Source organism: Agromyces sp. GXQ0307, from assembly GCF_044769845.1.
Taxonomy (GTDB): Bacteria; Actinomycetota; Actinomycetes; order Actinomycetales; family Microbacteriaceae; genus Agromyces.
Window position 1 is genome coordinate 794,761 of sequence record NZ_JBIZVY010000003.1, and the last position, 16,987, is coordinate 811,747.

General features: G+C 69.9%; 16 protein-coding genes. 3 read left to right on the forward strand and 13 right to left on the reverse strand.

Going from position 1 to position 16,987, the window contains the following annotated elements; translation table 11 throughout:
- Nucleotides 1-6 precede the first annotated feature (6 nt).
- From dapC to ACIQH8_RS13720, 4 genes are read right to left on the reverse strand one after another with little or no spacing between them, the layout of a single operon-like run.
- Nucleotides 7-1,122 carry a succinyldiaminopimelate transaminase gene (dapC, locus tag ACIQH8_RS13705; RefSeq protein ID WP_400999510.1) on the reverse strand — a complete coding sequence of 372 codons (1,116 nt, stop codon included), beginning with the start codon at nucleotides 1,120-1,122 and terminating at the stop codon, nucleotides 7-9.
- 2 nt (nucleotides 1,123-1,124) lie between these two features.
- The gene (fdxA, locus tag ACIQH8_RS13710; RefSeq protein ID WP_400999512.1) at nucleotides 1,125-1,445 is read right to left on the reverse strand and encodes a ferredoxin; all 321 of its coding nucleotides are present in this window, start codon (nucleotides 1,443-1,445) and stop codon (nucleotides 1,125-1,127) included.
- A gap of 39 nt (nucleotides 1,446-1,484) precedes the next feature.
- Entirely contained in the window at nucleotides 1,485-1,886 is a 402-nt protein-coding gene (locus ACIQH8_RS13715) for a histidinol dehydrogenase (RefSeq protein ID WP_400999514.1), read from the reverse strand.
- Nucleotides 1,883-2,323, reverse strand: coding sequence for a hypothetical protein (locus ACIQH8_RS13720; protein WP_400999515.1), 441 nt, complete (start codon nucleotides 2,321-2,323; stop codon nucleotides 1,883-1,885). Before ACIQH8_RS13720 ends, ACIQH8_RS13715 begins: the two co-directional genes overlap by 4 nt.
- Before the next feature lie 117 nt (nucleotides 2,324-2,440).
- On the opposite strand from ACIQH8_RS13720, the gene ACIQH8_RS13725 reads away from it, so the two are divergent.
- On the forward strand, nucleotides 2,441-3,253 hold the full coding sequence (locus tag ACIQH8_RS13725; RefSeq protein WP_400999517.1) for an enoyl-CoA hydratase/isomerase family protein: 813 nt from the start codon (nucleotides 2,441-2,443) through the stop codon (nucleotides 3,251-3,253).
- Between the two features lie 45 nt (nucleotides 3,254-3,298).
- On the opposite strand, the gene ACIQH8_RS13730 is transcribed toward ACIQH8_RS13725, so the two are convergent.
- The 6 genes from ACIQH8_RS13730 to ACIQH8_RS13755 form a co-directional block, all read right to left on the reverse strand.
- A complete protein-coding gene (locus ACIQH8_RS13730; protein ID WP_400999519.1) occupies nucleotides 3,299-3,973 on the reverse strand; it encodes a M23 family metallopeptidase in 675 nt (224 codons plus the stop codon).
- Nucleotides 3,974-4,338: 365 nt separating this feature from the next.
- Nucleotides 4,339-6,243 carry a translational GTPase TypA gene (typA, locus tag ACIQH8_RS13735; protein ID WP_400999521.1) on the reverse strand — a complete coding sequence of 635 codons (1,905 nt, stop codon included), beginning with the start codon at nucleotides 6,241-6,243 and terminating at the stop codon, nucleotides 4,339-4,341.
- Nucleotides 6,244-6,440: 197 nt separating this feature from the next.
- Nucleotides 6,441-8,207 (reverse strand): dipeptide ABC transporter ATP-binding protein, encoded by a 1,767-nt coding sequence (locus tag ACIQH8_RS13740; RefSeq protein WP_400999523.1) that lies wholly within the window; start codon nucleotides 8,205-8,207, stop codon nucleotides 6,441-6,443.
- On the reverse strand, nucleotides 8,204-9,154 hold the full coding sequence (locus ACIQH8_RS13745) for an ABC transporter permease (RefSeq protein ID WP_400999524.1): 951 nt from the start codon (nucleotides 9,152-9,154) through the stop codon (nucleotides 8,204-8,206). The genes ACIQH8_RS13740 and ACIQH8_RS13745 overlap by 4 nt, the downstream gene beginning before the upstream one ends.
- Entirely contained in the window at nucleotides 9,144-10,073 is a 930-nt protein-coding gene (locus ACIQH8_RS13750) for an ABC transporter permease (RefSeq protein WP_400999525.1), read from the reverse strand. Before ACIQH8_RS13750 ends, ACIQH8_RS13745 begins: the two co-directional genes overlap by 11 nt.
- Nucleotides 10,074-10,258: 185 nt before the next feature.
- The gene (locus ACIQH8_RS13755) at nucleotides 10,259-11,878 is read right to left on the reverse strand and encodes an ABC transporter substrate-binding protein (protein ID WP_400999527.1); all 1,620 of its coding nucleotides are present in this window, start codon (nucleotides 11,876-11,878) and stop codon (nucleotides 10,259-10,261) included.
- A gap of 211 nt (nucleotides 11,879-12,089) precedes the next feature.
- Here ACIQH8_RS13755 and ACIQH8_RS13760 point away from each other — a divergent pair, with 211 nt between their 5' ends.
- A complete protein-coding gene (locus tag ACIQH8_RS13760) occupies nucleotides 12,090-12,854 on the forward strand; it encodes a CPBP family intramembrane glutamic endopeptidase (protein WP_400999529.1) in 765 nt (254 codons plus the stop codon).
- Here ACIQH8_RS13760 and ACIQH8_RS13765 read toward each other — a convergent pair.
- Nucleotides 12,800-13,276 (reverse strand): hypothetical protein, encoded by a 477-nt coding sequence (locus tag ACIQH8_RS13765; protein WP_400999531.1) that lies wholly within the window; start codon nucleotides 13,274-13,276, stop codon nucleotides 12,800-12,802. The genes ACIQH8_RS13760 and ACIQH8_RS13765 overlap by 55 nt on opposite strands.
- A 143-nt stretch (nucleotides 13,277-13,419) precedes the next feature.
- On the opposite strand from ACIQH8_RS13765, the gene ACIQH8_RS13770 reads away from it, so the two are divergent.
- Nucleotides 13,420-13,608 carry a hypothetical protein gene (locus ACIQH8_RS13770; protein ID WP_400999533.1) on the forward strand — a complete coding sequence of 63 codons (189 nt, stop codon included), beginning with the start codon at nucleotides 13,420-13,422 and terminating at the stop codon, nucleotides 13,606-13,608.
- 88 nt (nucleotides 13,609-13,696) lie between these two features.
- On the opposite strand, the gene gcvP is transcribed toward ACIQH8_RS13770, so the two are convergent.
- Nucleotides 13,697-16,594, reverse strand: a complete 2,898-nt coding sequence (gene gcvP / locus ACIQH8_RS13775) for an aminomethyl-transferring glycine dehydrogenase (protein ID WP_400999535.1) — start codon at nucleotides 16,592-16,594, stop codon at nucleotides 13,697-13,699.
- Between the two features lie 19 nt (nucleotides 16,595-16,613).
- Nucleotides 16,614-16,985, reverse strand: coding sequence for a glycine cleavage system protein GcvH (gcvH, locus tag ACIQH8_RS13780; RefSeq protein ID WP_400999537.1), 372 nt, complete (start codon nucleotides 16,983-16,985; stop codon nucleotides 16,614-16,616).
- Between the last annotated feature and the right edge of the window lie 2 nt (nucleotides 16,986-16,987).

The window sequence follows — 16,987 nt, forward strand, 5'->3', positions numbered from 1 at the left end:
CCGCGCTCAGCGCACCGCCGTCGCCCGCAGTCGGTCGGCCGCCTGACGGATCCGCTCGTCGGTGGCGGTGAGCGACAGGCGAACGTGCTGCGGGAAGTGCGGTCCGTAGAAGTGCCCGGGTCCGCCGAGGATGCCGAGGTCGGCGAGCCGTCCGATCGACTCCCACGCATCACGCCCCTCGGTCGCCCAGAGGTAGAGCCCCGCCTCGCTGTGGTCGATGCGGAAGCCGGCGTCCTCGAGGGCGGGGAGCAGCTGCTCGCGTCTCGCGCGATAGCGCGCCTTCTGCTCCTGCACGTGCGCATCGTCGGCGAGCGCGACCGCCATCGCCGCCTGGAGCGGAGCCGGCACCATGAGCCCGGCGTGCTTGCGCGCGGTCGTGAGGCGCGCGATCAGCGCCGGGTCGCCGCCGACGAACGCCGCCCGGTATCCGGCCATGTTCGACTGCTTCGAGAGCGAGTAGATCGCGAGCACGCCGCGCGGATCGCCGCCGGTCACCGCAGGATCGAGCACGCTCGGGACGGCGCCGTCCTCCCACGGCGCCTCCCAGCCGAGCTCGGCGTAGCACTCGTCGCCCACGATGACGGCGCCGAGCTCGCGAGCGCGCGCGACGGCGCGACGGAGGGCGGGCACATCGAGCACTCGACCGTCGGGGTTGCCCGGCGAGTTCAGCCAGACGAGCCGCGTGTTCTCCGGCCATTCGTCGGGCTCGTCGGATGCCACCGCGTCGGCACCCGCGAAGACCGCGCCCATCTCATAGGTCGGGTACGCCGCACGCGGGTGCACGACCGCGTCACCGGCGCCCACGCCGAGGAAGAAGGGCAGCAGCGCGACGAGTTCCTTGGAGCCGATCGTCGGCAGCACGGCATCCGTCTCGAGGCCCTCGACGCCGCGGCGGCGTGCGAACCAGTCGACGATCGCGCGTCGCAGTGCGGTCGTGCCGACCGTCGTCGGATACGAGTGCGCATCGGTCGACGCGGCGAGGGCGTCCCGCACGAGCCGCGGCGTCGGATCGATGGGCGATCCGATCGAGAGGTCGACGATGCCGTCGCGGTGCGCGGCCGCACGATCTCGGTACGGGACCATGAGGTCCCAGGGGTACTCGGGCAGGGCCCCGAGCGCCATGGTCAGTGACCCTGCGGAGGCAGCGCGGCGATCAGCGGGTGGTCCTTTCGGATGACGCCGACCTTCGCGGCGCCGCCGGGCGAGCCGACCTCGTCGAAGAACTCGACGTTCGCCTTGTAGTAGTCGGCCCACTCGTCGGGGAGGTCGTCCTCGTAGTAGATCGCCTCGACCGGGCACACCGGCTCGCAGGCTCCGCAGTCGACGCACTCGTCGGGGTGGATGTAGAGCGAGCGCTCACCCTCGTAGATGCAGTCGACGGGACACTCGTCGATGCAGGCACGGTCCTTCACATCGACGCACGGCAGGGCGATGACATAGGTCACGGTGGGTCGCTGTCCCTTCGGTGATGCTGGACTGCCAGTCTATGCGCGCCGAGCCTCGCGCGACGGCAGCGAGGGCCACGCGACGACCAATACCGAAACGATCGCGGGGCCGATCGCCCAGATCATGCCCACGACGCCGTCGGCCACGAGCACCGATCCGCCGGGACCGGGCAGCGAGAGCACGGCCACGGTGGCGACGACGCCGACCGCGGCCGCCGTGGCGGCCCCCCGCCCGCCCGCGACGAGCCGGATGCCGACGAGCAGGGCGGCGACGCCGACGAGTCCGGCGACGAGCCCCCACGGGATCGAGGTCCCGGCGATCTCGAGCGCGTGGCGGTGCCCGATCGTGGCGATGGTGCCGTACACGACGCCGACCGCGAACGCGATCGCGAGCGTCCCGATGCGGGATCCGAGCGAGCCGCGCTCGGCGGCGGCGCTCATGGCGCCGGCGTCACGGTGTAGGTCACCGTTCCGCCCTCCCCGGCGAGGATGACGAGGTACTCGCCGTCGGTAAACACCGCGCCGGCCGCGGCCTGTGCCAGCGTCGGGTCCTCGCGGAACCCGGCGCCCTCGCTCGCGGCGCGGGCGTCGCCCAGCGGGTCCGTCGCCTCGGAGCTCAGGACCACGACCCACCCCTCGGCATCCGCCGCACCGCCGGCGAGCTCGACATCTCCGTCGATGATCGGGACCGACGTCGGGAAGTCGGTCGGGAGCTCGCCGCTCAGGTCGACCTGACCGCCCGTCGCGCCCTCGACCGCCTCCTCGACGCTGCGTTCGACGGACTCCTGCACGGTGCCCGTGCATCCGGCGAGCAGTGCCGCCGTCGCGAGGCTCGCCACGAGGGCCAGGGCGCGTGCGCGCCCGGAGATGAGAGGCATGGCGCGAGTCTATCCGTCGAGGCCGGGTCGGTGCCGACGGCCTCGGCGCGACGCGTCGGCGCCATGCCGTAGCGTGGTCGGCGGTGCGGCCGGACGCCGCGGGAAGGACGATCGAGGATGACCGAACAGCCCGGAACCGACGTGGACCGCGCACCCGTGCGCATCGAGCGCGACGGCGTCGTCGCCACCGTCGTGATCGACCGGCCGAAGGCGCTCAATGCGCTCTCCCCCGAGGTGCTCCGCGCGCTCGCCGACGCGTTCGACGAGCTCCGCTCCGAGGGCGACGCGGTCCGCGGCGTCCTCGTCGTCGGCGAGGGCGGACGCGCGTTCGTCGCCGGCGCCGACATCCGCTCGCTCGCGACCCTCACGCCCGACGAAGGCGCCGAGGCCTCCCGTCTCGGACATCGGGTCGCCGCAATGATCGAGGCCTTCCCTGCACCCGTCATCGCGTGCGTCGACGGGTTCGCCCTTGGCGGCGGGCTCGAGCTCGCGCTCGCGTGCGACCTCGTCTACGCGACCGATGCGTCGTCGTTCGGTCAGCCCGAGGTCCGCCTCGGCCTCATCCCGGGCTTCGGCGGCACGGTCCGCCTGCCGCGTGCCGTCGGGCTCTCGCTCGCGAAGGAGCTCATCTTCACCGGGCGGCGCATCGACGCCGAGACGGCCGAGGCGGCCGGACTCGTCGCACGGCGCTTCGCCGACCGCGAGGCGCTCCTCGCCGGCGCGCGCGCGACGATCGACGAGGTCGCGGCGAACGCCTGGACGGCGGTCGCCCTCGCCAAGCGCGTCCTCGTCGAGGCGGCGGGAACCCCCACCGAGACCGCGACCCGGCTCGAGATCGCCGGATTCGCGGATGCGTTCCGCACCCACGACATGCGGGAGGGCGTCGCCGCGTTCATCGAGAAGCGCGAGCCCGACTTCGCCGGACGCTGAGGCGACGGATGCCGCGGCGCGCCGGGCTGCGGGTAGGCGCCGGGCTCAGCCGGTGACGTGCGTGCTGAGCCAGGACATGCCGTCGAAGCGGACCCCGTCGGCGCCGTACATCTCGAGGTGGAGGTGCGGTCCGGTCGACTGGCCGGTCGTGCCGACCGCGCCGAGCGGCTGACCGGCGGTGACCCGCTGACCGGGGGCTACGGCGAGGGAGCCGTACTGCATGTGGGCGTAGAGCGACGTGATGACCGCACCGCCGATGTTGTGCTGCACCTCGACGTAGACGCCGAGGCCGCCGCCTGCCTCGGTGGCCGTGATCACGACGCCGTCGGCGACCGAGCCGATCGTCGCACCGACGCCCGGGTTGAAGTCGATGCCGTCGTGGAACGTCGAGCAGCCGCCGCAGGGCGCGATGCGGGGCCCGAAGCCCGACGCGGTGCGTGAGGGGTCGACCGGCCACACGACGCGGTCCGCCTGCACGAGCGAGACGTCGCCCAGACCGGCGACGCTCGACTGGATGGGCGGCGGGGCCGCCTCGACGTCGAAGCCGCCGACGTCGATGGGCTCGAGTGCGACCTCGGAGCCGACCTCGAGGGTCTGCGAGCGGAGCGAGATCGTGTCCTCGGCGGGCGCGTAGACCGAGGCGCGCGGCTCGGTGTCGGTGGCCGTGACCGCGAGCGCGGGGACGCTCGTGGAGAGCAGCATTCCTCCGGCGAAGGTCATGGCGCCGATCGTCATGACGGGGCGCAGTGCCGCCGCGGCGCGACGACGGCCAGACCGACGTGCGGTGCCCCCGGTCTCCTGCGGGACATCGGGGGTGACGGGGGCTGCGGGGGCGGTGCGGCGGTAGCGGGGGCGTCCGGCCGCACGACGGCCATGCTGGGGCTGGGGGAAGTTCATAAGTGGGGGAAGTTGATACTCAGGTAACGGTTGCGTAACGACAAACACGGGTTTCGAAGAACCCGACAACCATACGAGGTCGTTTCTGTGAGGTTCCTCCACCACCGCGTGCGCGGTCGAACGCGCCGCCGAGAGACGTCGGAGGGGGATGCCGCCGGGTCTCCGCGGCATCCCCCTCCGTCTCGGCGTCAGCCCTGCTTCTTCAGGCGCGACGCGGCCCGCGCGCGCGCCGTGGCGTCGAGTTCGACCTTGCGGATGCGCACCGCGGTCGGGGTGACCTCGACGCACTCGTCCTCACGGGCGAACTCGAGGCACTCCTCGAGGGAGAGCTGGCGCGACGGGGTCATCGACTCGAAGGTGTCGGCCGTCGACGAACGCATGTTCGTGAGCTTCTTCTCCTTCGTGATGTTGACGTCCATGTCGTCGTTGCGCGAGTTCTCACCGATGACCATGCCCTCGTAGACCTCCTCGGTGGGGTTCACGAAGAAGGTCATGCGCTCCTGCAGTGCGATGATCGCGAAGGGCGTCACGACGCCCGCGCGGTCGGCGACGATCGAACCGTTGTTCCGAGTGACGATCTGGCCGGCCCACTCGTCGTAGCCGTGCGAGATCGCGTTCGCGATGCCGGTTCCGCGCGTGGTCGTCATGAACTCGGTGCGGAAGCCGATCAGACCGCGGCTCGGCACGATGAACTCCATGCGGACCCAACCGGTGCCGTGGTTCGACATGTTGTCCATGCGGCCCTTGCGGGCGGCCAGGAGCTGGGTGATCGCGCCGAGGTACTCCTCGGGGGCGTCGATCGTGAGGTGCTCGTACGGCTCGTGCAGCTTGCCGTCGACCTGCCTGGTGACAACCTGCGGCTTGCCCACGGTGAGCTCGTACCCCTCGCGGCGCATCTGCTCGACGAGGATCGCCAGCGCGAGCTCGCCACGACCCTGCACCTCCCATGCGTCGGGGCGGCCGATGTCGACCACCTTCAGCGAGACGTTGCCGACCAGCTCGCGATCGAGGCGGTCCTTGACCATGCGAGCCGTGAGCTTGTGCCCCTTGACCTTGCCGACGAGCGGCGAGGTGTTGGTGCCGATGGTCATCGAGATGGCGGGCTCGTCGACCTCGATCACGGGCAGCGGGCGCACGTCCTCGGGATCGGCCAGCGTGTCGCCGATCATGATGTCCTCGAAGCCCGCGACCACCGCGATGTCGCCGGGGCCGGCGCTCTCGGCGGGGTACCGGTCGAGAGCCTTCGTCAGGAAGAGCTCGGTCACGCGCACGTTCTGGACGGTGCCGTCGTGCTTGACCCAGGCGACGGTCTGGCCCTTCTTGATCGTGCCGTGGAAGACGCGGAGCAGCGCGAGGCGGCCGAGGAACGGCGAGGCGTCGAGGTTGGTGACATGGGCCTGGAGGGGGTGCTCGTCATCGTACGTCGGCGCGGGGATGTGCTCGAGGATCGCCTCGAAGAGCGGCTCGAGGTCGTCATTGTCGGGCAGCGCGCCGTTCTCGGGCTGGGTCCGGCTCGCCGCGCCGTTGCGGCCCGAGGCATAGACCACGGGCACGTCGAGGATCGCGTCGAGGTCGAGGTCGGGCACGTCGTCGGCCAGGTCGGAGGCGAGGCCGAGGAGGAGATCCTGGCTCTCGGCGACGACCTCGTCGATGCGGGCGTCGGGGCGGTCGGTCTTGTTCACGAGGAGGATCACCGGCATGCGGGCCTCGAGCGCCTTGCGGAGCACGAAGCGCGTCTGCGGGAGCGGCCCCTCGCTCGCGTCGACGAGGAGCACGACGCCGTCGACCATCGACAGCCCGCGCTCGACCTCGCCGCCGAAGTCGGCGTGGCCGGGGGTGTCGATGACGTTGATGGTGACCGGGGATCCGCCCGCGTGCGCTCCGTTGTACGAGATCGCCGTGTTCTTGGCGAGGATCGTGATGCCCTTCTCGCGCTCGAGTTCGTTCGAGTCCATCGCGCGCTCCTCGACGTGCGCGTGCGCCTCGAAGGAGTTGGTCTGCTGCAGCATCGCGTCGACGAGCGTGGTCTTGCCGTGATCGACGTGAGCGACGATCGCGACGTTGCGCAGATCGTTGCGGGTGGCCTTCGCCATGGTGTGGTCCTCGCGTGGCCTCCGGTCGCCGTACGGCTCCGGGGCGCGGATCGGCAGCGCCGAGGCGCTGGATGTGAGTCGGTGGGAGCGCGAGCAGCCGATGTCACGGTTCGCGCCAGACCAGCCTACCCCGTCCGGCGGAAACGGCGGACGCCCGGCCTCCGCGAGGGAGACCGGGCGTCCGTGAGCGACGGCAGCTACGCGCCGAGCTGGAGGTTCGCACCGGGGATCGCCGCGAGGAGATCCTTCGTGTACTGCTCCTTCGGGTCCTCGAACACCTCGTCGGTCGTCGCGGCCTCGACGATGCGCCCCTTCTGCATCACGCAGACCTGGTCTGCGATCACGCGCACGACCGCGAGGTCGTGGGTGATGAAGAGGTACGTGAGGTCGAGTTCGGCCTGCAGGTCGGCGAGCAGCCGCAGGATCTGCGCCTGCACCAGCACGTCGAGCGCCGACACGGCCTCGTCGAGCACGACGATCTCGGGCTTCAGCGCGAGCGCACGGGCGATGGCGATGCGCTGCCGCTGGCCGCCGGAGAGCTCGTTCGGGTAGCGGCCGACGAGCGTTCGCGGAAGCGAGACCTGATCGAGGAGCTCCATCACGCGCGCACGACGCGACGCGCGGTCGCCGACGCCGTGCGTGACCAGCGGCTCCGAGATCGTGTTCCCGATGTTGCGCAGCGGATTCAGCGATCCGTACGGGTCCTGGAACACCGGCTGCATCCGGCTGCGGAGGTCGAAGAGCTCCTTGCCGGTCAGCTTCGCCAGGTCCTTGCCACCGACGAGGATCTTGCCGCTCGTGGCATCCTCGAGCTTCAGCAGCATCTTCGCGACGGTCGACTTGCCCGAACCGGACTCGCCGACGAGGGCGGTCGTGGTTCCCTTCGGGATCTCGAACGAGACCTTGTCGACGGCGGTGAAGTCGCCCGAACCGCGGATCTTGAAGACCTTGGTGAGGTCTTCCACCACGATCGCCGGAGGGTGCGCCGCCGCCGCCTCGTGAGCCTCGGCCCGCGCCTCGGCCGTCGCGATCAGGTCGATCGTGTCGGTCGTCGTCGCGGGCTCGGTGCCGTGCTCCTGCGTCGCGTCGCCGGTGTGCGCCGTCGACTGGATGCGGCGCGAGGCGAGGCTCGGCGCTGCCGCCACGAGGCGCTGCGTGTACGGGTGCTGCGGGTTCTGCAGGATCTCGAGCGAGGGACCGGACTCGACGACCCGACCCTTGTACATGACCACGAGCTGCTCAGCGCGCTCGGCCGCGAGGCCGAGGTCGTGCGTGATGAACAGCAGGGTCGTGCCGAGCTCGCGCGTCAGCGACTCGAGGTGGTCGAGGATGACGCGCTGCACCGTCACGTCGAGCGCCGAGGTCGGCTCGTCGGCGATGAGCAGCTGCGGGTCTGCCGAAAGGCCCATGCCGATGAGCACGCGCTGGCGCATGCCGCCGGAGAACTGGTGGGGGAACTGCTTGAGGCGACGGTCCGCGTCCTGCAGTCCGGCCTGCTTCAGCACCTCGATGGCCCGCGCGCGGATCTCCTTGCGGCCGCTCGCGATCCCGTTCGCCTTGATGGCCTCCTCGACCTGGAACCCGATCGACCAGACCGGGTTCAGGTTCGACATCGGGTCCTGCGGGACGAAGCCGATCTTGCGTCCGCGGATCGACTCCATCTCCTTCTTCGACGCCTTCGAGATGTCCTGGCCGTCGAGGAGGATCTGGCCGTCCGCGATCCGGCCGGAGCCGGGCAGCAGGTTGATGATCGCGTGCGCCGTGGTCGACTTGCCCGAACCGGACTCGCCCACGATGGCAAGGCTCTGCCCGCGGTACAGCGTGATGTTGACGCCGTCGACCGCCGTCACCTTGCCCTCCTGGGTCGTGAACTCGACCTTGAGGTCCTTGATGTCGAGGAGCGGGCGCTCCTCGCCATCGGGCGTGGTGTGCTTCACGTCGTTTCCGTTCACAGTGGAGGTCATCGCTGCGCCCTCGCCTTCGGGTCGAGTGCGTCGCGGACGACCTCGCCGAGCATGATGAAGCTCAGGACGGTCACCGACAGCGCGATGGACGGCAGGATGAGCGTCTGCGGGTTCGTCCGCAGGTCGACCTGCGCCTGGCTGATGTCATTGCCCCACGACATGGTGCTCGAGGGCAGGCCGACGCCGAGGAACGACAGCGTGGCCTCCGCGACGATCGCCGAGGCGAGCGAGATCGTCGTGATCACGATGACCGGTGCGATCGAGTTCGGGAGCACGTGGCGGATCAGGATCCGGAGCCGCGTGACGCCGACGGCGGTCGCCGCCATGACGAAGTCGGAGTTCTTCACCCTGAGGATCTCGGCCCTCAGCACACGGGCCGTGGCCGGCCACGCGAAGATGCCGATCGCGAGCGAGATCGTCCAGACGCTCGCGTACTGCGAGAGCACCGACATGATGACGACGGCCGCGAGGATGTAGGGGATCGAGAAGAAGATGTCGCCGAGGCGCGAGAGCACCGCGTCGACCCATCCGCCGTAGAAGCCCGCGAGCGCACCGAAGAAGATGCCGAGCGAGGCGACGAGGAAGGTCACGATGAGGCCGACCGACAGCGAGGTCGACGTGCCGTGGATGATCCGCGAGTAGATGTCGCAGCCCTGGCGGTTGTAGCCGAGCACACTGCCGTCGCCCGGGCCCTGGTTGCTCAGGGAGAGCTGGCAGTAGCGCGGGTCGACGCTCGTGAAGAGGGTCGGGAAGAGCGCCACGATCACGATGAGCACGATCAGCGCCGACGAGATCCAGAACATCGGCCGCTTGCGCACGTCGCGCCATGCGTCGGTCCAGAGGTTCGTCGGCTTGCCCTCGGCCTTGACCGAGTCGATCGCGACGAGCGGAGTCTCCTCGATGGGCGCGACGTAGTGCGCCTGAGCGGGTCTGGTGTTACTTGGCATAGCGGATCCTCGGGTCGAGAACGGCGTACAGCAGATCCACCAGCAGGTTGATGACGAGGTAGATCAGCACCATGACGGTCACGAACGAGACGACGGTCGGTCCCTCGCCGCGGATGATGGCCTGGTACAGGGTTCGTCCCACGCCGGGGACGTTGAAGATGCCCTCGGTGACCGTCGCGCCGACCATGAGCACGCCGAAGTCGACGGCGAGGTAGGTCACGACGGGGATCAGCGAGTTGCGGAGGATGTGGACGGGGACGATGCGGTTGCGGGACAGGCCCTTGCTCGCGGCGGTGCGAACGAAGTCCTGGCCTCCCGTGTCGATGACCGACGCCCTTGTCAGTCGAACGATCTGGGCGAAGCTGATCGTCGCCAGCACGATGGCTGGGAGTATGAGGTCCTGGATCGGCGCGCCCGGGCCGACCGTGGTCCGGAACCATCCGAGCTGGATGCCGAAGACGTACTGCGCCACGAAGGCGACCACGAACACCGGCAGCGAGATGAGGATCAGGCTGACGACGAGGAAGCTCGCGTCGAAGATCCCGCCCTTCCGGAGGCCGGAGATGAGGCCGATCGTGATGCCGAAGACCATCTCGATGAGCACCGCGAGGATCGCGAGTCGAAGGGTGACCGGGAAGGTCTCGGCGAGGATCTCGGACACCGGCTGGCCGGAGAACGAGACGCCGAAGTCGCCCTGGAAGATGCCGGCCAGGAAGAGGAGGTACTGGACGATGAACGGCTTGTCGAGGTTGTACCGCTCGCGGACGGCCTCGAGCACCTGGGGCGGAGGGGTCTTGTCGCCGAAGAGGGCGACGACGGGGTCGCCCGGCATGGCGAAGACCATGAAGTAGATCAGGAAGGTGGTGCCGAGCAGCACAGGGATCGCCTGGAGCAGTCGGCGCGCGATGTAGCCGGCCATGGATCAGGCCCCGCGTTCTGCGTGTGTTGACATGTTGTGGAGAAACCTCACCGTTATGGGAGTGCGCACACACGATGTTACGCGCCTCGGCGCACCCCGGATACGTGGGAGTGGGGCGGCGATCCACTGGACCGCCGCCCCACGGGCGTCAGAGAGTCTAACCCCCTGAAACCCCTGATCGAGAATTACTCGCTCTTGGTGATCTCGTAGTAGAGCGGCACCGAGTTCCAGCCGAACTGGACGTTCTCGACCTGCTCGCCCCACGCGCCGTTGACGGTGGAGTACCAGAGCGGGATCGCGGGGAGGTCCTCGAAGAGGATCTCCTGCGCCTGCTGGAACTTCTCGATACCCGCCTCGACCTCGGTCTCGCTGAGGCCTTCGTCGATGAGGGCGTCGAACTCGGGGTTCGAGTAGTCACCGTCGTTCGAACCGGCGCCGGTCACGTAGATCGGTCCGAGGAAGTTGGAGAGCGACGGGTAGTCGGCCTGCCAACCGGTGCGGAAGCCCGTCTGGATGGTGCGGTCGGTGATGGCGGTGCGGAACTCCGCGAACGTCGGGTACGGAGCACCCGAGGCGTCGATGCCGAGCTCGTTCTTGATCTGGTTGGTCACTGCGTCGACCCAGCCCTGGTGGCCGCCGTCGGCGTTGTAGCCGATCTGGAACGAACCCTCCCACGGGCTGATGGCGTCGGCTTCGGCCCACAGCTCCTTGGCCTTCTCCGGGTCGTACTCGAGGACCTCGCTACCGGGGATGTCCTCCGAGTAGCCGTCGATGACCGGCGACGTGAAGTCGTGGGCCGGGGTACGGGTGCCCGAGAAGATCACGTCGGTGACCTCTTCGCGGTTGATCGCGTGCGAGATCGCGGCGCGGCGGAGCTTGCCCTCCTCGCCACCGAAGTGAGCGAGACGGTCCGGAACGACGAACGACTGGAAGATCGCCGCGCCCTGGGTGACGGAGCGGTCGCCGAACTCGTCCTGGAAGGTCGAGAGCGCGCTGTCCGGGATGGCGTCGAGGACGTCGAGGTTGCCGCCCTGGAGGTCGGCGTAGGCCGCGTCCTGCGTGGCGTAGAAGATGATCGAGAGACCACCGTTGACGGCCTGGCGGTCGCCCTGGTAGTCCTCGTTCACGACGAGGTCGATGCGCTCGTTGTGCTTCCAGGCACCCTCACCGTCGAGCATGTAGGGGCCGTTGCCGATCGGGTTCTCACCGAAGGCCTCGAGGTCCTCCCACGCCGCCTCGGGCAGCGGGAAGAACGCCGAGTAGCCGAGTCGCAGCGGGAAGTCGGACTCCGGCTGCTTCAGGGTCACGGTGAAGGTCTTGTCGTCCACGACCTCGAGGCCCGACAGCTCGTCGACGTTCTCGTCGTAGCTGAAGCCCTCGATCGAGTCGAAGAAGTAGCTCGAGAGCTGCGCGTTGTCGAGCGCGGCGCCGTAGTTCCAGGCCTTGACGAACGACTCGGCGGTGACGTCCTCGCCGTTCGTGAACGTCTGGCCGTCCTTGATGGTGATGGTGTACGTCTGCGCGTCGTCGGTCTCGATCGACTCCGCCATGTCGTTGTGCGGAGCGCCCTCGCCGTCGTAGTAGACCAGGCCGGCGAAGATCGAGTCGAGGATCTTGCCTCCACCGGTCTCGTTCGTGTTGGTCGGGATCAGCGGGTTCTGGGGCTCAGAGCCGTTGGTCGTGATGATCGCGGTCGAGTCGCCCTCGGGCGCGGCCGGCTCGTTGCTGGACGAGCAACCGGCGAGCGTGAGCGCACCGGCCGCCGCAAGAGCAATGGCGGCGACGCCGATTCTCTTGATCTTCAATGTTCCTCCTGTGAGATGAGCGCACGACTGCGCGATTCGTGGTCGAGCAGGGGGCGCTGGTAGGTGAATCGAGACTATAAGCGGGTGTTCGCCGAACAAACTTCACGGCGGAACCGTTACCGAGGCGCAATCTTGCGACGGTTCAGTGCGCAGATGAGCAGGCGCCGACGCACGATTCTTGCGCGAAGAGCGCCCGTGCGAGGATTGCCGCATGCCCGCGGCACGACGTCTCCGCATCGAGGTTGCCATCGTGCTCGCGCTCTCGCTCGGGGCGTCGGCGGTGTACTCGATCGTGGCGATCATCGCCCGGCTCACGGCGGAGCGCCCGCTCGGCGAGCAGAGCGCCGCACTGAACCAGTCGCGGTCCGCACGCGAGTGGCTCGACCTCACCTACCAGTTCCTCGACGTCGTCTTCGGCCTCGCCGTGGTCGCCCTCGTGCTCTACCTGCTCTGGCAGCCGGGCCGCAGCCCGTTCCGCCGCATCGGCTTCGACCTGACGCGACCGGGCCGGGACGCGGCATCCGGCCTGCTGCTCGCTGCCGTCATCGGCGTGCCCGGACTCGCGTTGTACGCGGCCGGACGCGCGTTCGGGTTCACCGTCGCGGTGGTTCCGCAGCCGCTCGACACGTACTGGTGGACGATCCCGATCCTCGTGCTGGCCGCGCTGAAGGCGGCGCTCACCGAGGAGCTCATCGCGGTCGGCTACCTCTTCACCCGCCTGCGCGAACTCGGCGTCGGCCCCTGGGCGACGATCATCTCGAGCGCGTTGCTGCGGGGCAGCTACCACCTGTACCAGGGATTCGGCGGATTCATCGGCAACGCCGTCATGGGCGTCGTCTTCGGTTGGGCCTACACGCGGTGGGGCCGCACGATGCCGCTCGTCATCGCGCACTGGCTGCTCGACATCGTGAGCTTCGTCGGCTACCCGCTCGCGGTCGGCTGGTGGCCCGGGCTCTTCGCGCCGACCGCCGACTGACCGACGGGTGCGTCCGGCCGCACGGGCAGCGTCGACGGATGCCGCGGTCGCGGCGCGTCGGCCACGTGGCGCGACCCGGCGAGCGCGACCACGGTCGCGGGCATCGGCGGCAGCGTCTCCTCTGGCGGCTCGACGCGGAGGTCCGAGTCGTTGGATCGGACGAGTGCACCGTCGATCCAGCTGCGGCGGCCGGGCGTGCAGACCGCGGAGAACTGCTCCGCGCCTCCGTAGAACCCGCCGCGCGAGAGATCGCTGAAGGACTCGGCCCGGCGGAGCGCGTCGGCCAGCTGCGGGTTCCGCCGGTCGAGCAGGCCGGCGCGCTGTTCGAGCCCGAACCCCCGTGCACCGGCGAGCGTGCAGCCGACCATGAGCCCCGCGAACCCGAGCGTGGCGAGCAGGGCCACGACATCCATCGGAATCATGCGCACCCCCATTGTGCGAGTGATCCTCAGTGTACTCCCGGGGGCGGTCGAGGGGGCGGCCCGGATGACGCGACCCGAGGCCGCGCGGAACATGGTCGATGCCGGGCCGGAGACCGCCCGGTCCGACCTCGGGAGAAGGAAGCATGGACCTCGCACACGCCGTCAACGCCGGCGGCCTCGCCGGCCGCCGCACCGAGCACCGCTTCACGGCGGACGAGACCGAGATCCGCGAGGCGGAACGGCGGGTCGCACGTCGACGCGCCGCGGCGGTCGAGCGCCGCTCGGTCCCCTACGCCGAGCGCGGCCGGCACGTCGCGCCGCGGACGGCCTGACGACCGCCCGCGACGCGACGAAGCGCCGACGCGAACGCCTCGACTACGTCTCGGCGCGATGCCGCTGCGCTTCCCATCGAGGCGTCCGCTACGCGAACGCCTCGATCGGCGGGCAGGCGCACACGAGGTTGCGGTCGCCGTAGGCCTGGTCGATCCGGCGCACGGGCGCCCAGTACTTGTTGCGCACGAGCGAGTGCACGGGGTAGACGGCCTGCTCGCGCGAGTAGGGGTGCGTCCACTCCCCCGCGATGACCGACTCGGCGGTGTGCGGGGCGTTGCGGAGCGGGTTGTCCTCCGCGGGCCACTCACCGCGCCCGACGGCGTCGGCCTCGGCCTTGATCGCGATCATCGCCTCGACGAACCGGTCGAGCTCCGCCAGGTCCTCCGACTCCGTCGGTTCGACCATCAGCGTGCCCGCGACCGGGAACGACATGGTCGGGGCGTGGAAACCGTAGTCGATGAGGCGCTTGGCGACGTCGTCGACGGTCACGCCGGTCTCGGCGGTCAGCGGCCGCAGGTCGAGGATGCACTCGTGCGCGACGAGCCCGTTCTCGCCCGTGTAGAGCACCGGGAAGTGGTCGCGCAGGCGAGCCGCGACGTAGTTCGCCGCGAGCACCGCGGTCGCGGTCGCCTGCTTGAGGCCCTCCGCGCCCATCATCCGCACGTACGCCCACGAGATCGGCAGGATCGACGGGCTGCCGTACGGCGCGGCCGACACCGGTCCGCCGCCGTGCGTGACGCCGCCCGCGTGGTCGGCGCGTTGCGCCATGGGGTGTCCGGGCAGGAACGGCGCGAGGTGCGCCTTCGCCGCGACCGGGCCGACGCCCGGGCCGCCGCCGCCGTGCGGGATGCAGAAGGTCTTGTGCAGGTTGAGGTGCGACACGTCGCCCCCGACGTCGCCGAAGCGGGCGAACCCGAGCAGCGCGTTGAGGTTCGCGCCGTCGATGTAGACCTGCCCGCCGGCGTCGTGCACGGCCTGCGTGATCGCCTTCACCTCGTGCTCGTAGACGCCGTGCGTCGACGGGTAGGTGATCATGAGCGCGGCGATGTGCTCGGCGTTCGCCGCGATCTTCGCGCGCAGGTCGTCGAGATCGACGTTGCCGAGTTCGTCGGTCGCGACGACGACCACCTTCATGCCCGCGAGCACCGCCGATGCGGCGTTCGTGCCGTGGGCGCTCGAGGGGATGAGGCAGACGTCGCGCTCGTCGTCGCCGTTCGCGAGGTGGTAGCCGCGGATGGCGAGGAGGCCCGCCAGCTCGCCCTGGCTGCCCGCGTTCGGCTGCAGCGACACGGTGTCGTAGCCGGTGACCTCGGCGAGCCAGCTCTCGAGCTGCTCGATGAGCCCGAGCGAGCCGACCACGTCGGCCTCGGGCGCGAACGGGTGCAGATTCGCGAACTCGGGCCACGTGACGGCCTGCATCTCGGTCGCGGCATTCAGCTTCATGGTGCACGAGCCGAGCGGGATCATGCCGCGGTCGAGCGCGTAGTCGCGGTCGGCGAGCGTCTTCAGGTACCGCATCATCTGCGTCTCGGACTGGTGCGTGTTGAACACCGGGTGCTCGAGGTACGGCGAGGTCCGCCGCATCGATTCGGGCAGGCTCGCGGGGAGCTCGCGCAGCGCGACCGGCACCTCGGTGCGCGGATCGAATCCGAACGCCTCGACGACGAGCGAGAGCTCGGCGGCGGTCGTGGTCTCGTCGACGGCGACGTGCACGGTCGCCTCGTCGGCCTCCCAGAGGTTCAGGCCGAGCTCGCGGCCGCGGGTGACCACGTTGGCGGCGAGCCCCGGCACGTGCACGCGGATGGTGTCGAAGTACGCCTCGTGGGCCAGGGCGAGTCCGAATCCGGTGAGCGCGTCGGCGAGGGCCTTCGCCTTCGCCGCGGTGGTCACCGCGATGTGACGGATGCCTCGCGGCCCGTGGTACACGGCGTACATCGACGCCATGACGGCGAGGAGCACCTGGGCGGTGCAGATGTTCGACGTCGCCTTCTCACGGCGGATGTGCTGCTCGCGCGCCTGGAGGCTGAGCCGGTAGGCGGGGTGGCCCGCTGCGTCCTGCGAGACGCCGACGAGCCGGCCCGGGAGCTGGCGCTCGAGGCCCTTCCGCACGGCCATGTAGCCGGCGTGCGGGCCGCCGAAGCCCATCGGCACGCCGAAGCGCTGCGAGGTGCCGACCGCGACATCCGCCCCCAGTTCGCCCGGGCTCGTCAGCAGCGCCATCGCGAGCAGATCGGCCGCGACGACCGCGAGCGCGCCCTGCTCCTTCGACGCGGCGATGACCGACGCGGGGTTCCACACGCGGCCCGAGGCGCCGGGGTACTGCACGAAGAGGCCGAAGTGCTCGCCGAGCGCGGCGACATCCGTCGTCTCGTCGAGGTCGGACACGACGAGTTCGATGCCGACCGCCTCGGCGCGCGATGCGAGCAGCGCGTGCGTCTGCGGCAGCGCGTCGGCGTCGACGACGAACCGGTTCGACTTCGACTTGGAAGCGCGACGCGCGAGCAGCATGCCCTCGACGACCGCGGTGCCCTCGTCGAGCATCGACGCGTTGGCGGTGTCGAGACCCGTGAGGTCGGTGACCATCGTCTGGAAGTTGATCAGCGCCTCGAGCCGGCCCTGCGAGATCTCGGGCTGGTACGGGGTGTAGGCCGTGTACCAGCTCGGGTTCTCGAGCACGTTCCGCTGGATCACGGCCGGCGTGATGGTTCCCGAGTAGCCGAGTCCGATCATCGACGTGCGCACCGTGTTGGCGTCGGCGAGCGTGCGCAGCTCGGCGAGCGCCTCGCGCTCGGTCGCCGCGGCCGGGATGACCGAGTCGAGCACCTCGTGCATGCGGATGGCGCTCGGCACCGCCGCGTCCATGAGCGCGTCGAGCGAGTCGTAGCCGAGCGCGGCGAGCATCCACTCGTGGTCGTGCGGGGTGGTGCCGATGTGGCGGCGCCCGAAGGCGTCGACGTCGAAGGCCGGGGAGGTGCTGCTGGTCATCGTGTTCCTCGGTATGGGACTACTCGCCCGTGAGGGCGCGGTACTCGTCGTGGCTGAGCAGGGCGGGCAGCGACGTGGTCGTGAGCTTCAGGAGCCATCCGTCGCCGAACGGGTCGCTGTTGACGAGCTCGGGCGAGTCGACGACGGCCTGGTTCGACTCCACGACCTCGCCGTCGACCGGGGCGAACAGCTCGCCGACCGACTTCGTCGACTCGATCTCGCCGACGACGGTTCCGGCGACGACGGTGCTGCCCGCGTCGGGCAGGTCGACGTAGACGACGTCGCCGAGCTTCTGGGCGGCGTAGTCGGTGATGCCGACGGTGACGGTGTCGCCGTCGACCTTCACCCACTCGTGCTCGGCGGTGTACTGCAGTTCGCTGCGGTCGGTCATGG

Excerpts from the sequence above, each read along its gene's own strand:
- ACIQH8_RS13750 (WP_400999525.1), bottom strand. The coding sequence starts at position 10,073 with ATGGCCGGCTACATCGCGCGCCGACTGCTCCAGGCGATCCCTGTGCTG.
- ACIQH8_RS13725 (WP_400999517.1), top strand. The coding sequence starts at position 2,441 with ATGACCGAACAGCCCGGAACCGACGTGGACCGCGCACCCGTGCGCATC.
- ACIQH8_RS13745 (WP_400999524.1), bottom strand. The coding sequence starts at position 9,154 with ATGCCAAGTAACACCAGACCCGCTCAGGCGCACTACGTCGCGCCCATC.
- ACIQH8_RS13740 (WP_400999523.1), bottom strand. The coding sequence starts at position 8,207 with ATGACCTCCACTGTGAACGGAAACGACGTGAAGCACACCACGCCCGAT.
- ACIQH8_RS13715 (WP_400999514.1), bottom strand. The coding sequence starts at position 1,886 with ATGAGCGCCGCCGCCGAGCGCGGCTCGCTCGGATCCCGCATCGGGACG.
- ACIQH8_RS13765 (WP_400999531.1), bottom strand. The coding sequence starts at position 13,276 with ATGATTCCGATGGATGTCGTGGCCCTGCTCGCCACGCTCGGGTTCGCG.
- typA (WP_400999521.1), bottom strand. The coding sequence starts at position 6,243 with ATGGCGAAGGCCACCCGCAACGATCTGCGCAACGTCGCGATCGTCGCT.
- ACIQH8_RS13760 (WP_400999529.1), top strand. The coding sequence starts at position 12,090 with ATGCCCGCGGCACGACGTCTCCGCATCGAGGTTGCCATCGTGCTCGCG.
- gcvH (WP_400999537.1), bottom strand. The coding sequence starts at position 16,985 with ATGACCGACCGCAGCGAACTGCAGTACACCGCCGAGCACGAGTGGGTG.
- dapC (WP_400999510.1), bottom strand. The coding sequence starts at position 1,122 with ATGGCGCTCGGGGCCCTGCCCGAGTACCCCTGGGACCTCATGGTCCCG.
- ACIQH8_RS13720 (WP_400999515.1), bottom strand. The coding sequence starts at position 2,323 with ATGCCTCTCATCTCCGGGCGCGCACGCGCCCTGGCCCTCGTGGCGAGC.
- ACIQH8_RS13730 (WP_400999519.1), bottom strand. The coding sequence starts at position 3,973 with ATGACCTTCGCCGGAGGAATGCTGCTCTCCACGAGCGTCCCCGCGCTC.
- gcvP (WP_400999535.1), bottom strand. The coding sequence starts at position 16,594 with ATGACCAGCAGCACCTCCCCGGCCTTCGACGTCGACGCCTTCGGGCGC.
- ACIQH8_RS13770 (WP_400999533.1), top strand. The coding sequence starts at position 13,420 with ATGGACCTCGCACACGCCGTCAACGCCGGCGGCCTCGCCGGCCGCCGC.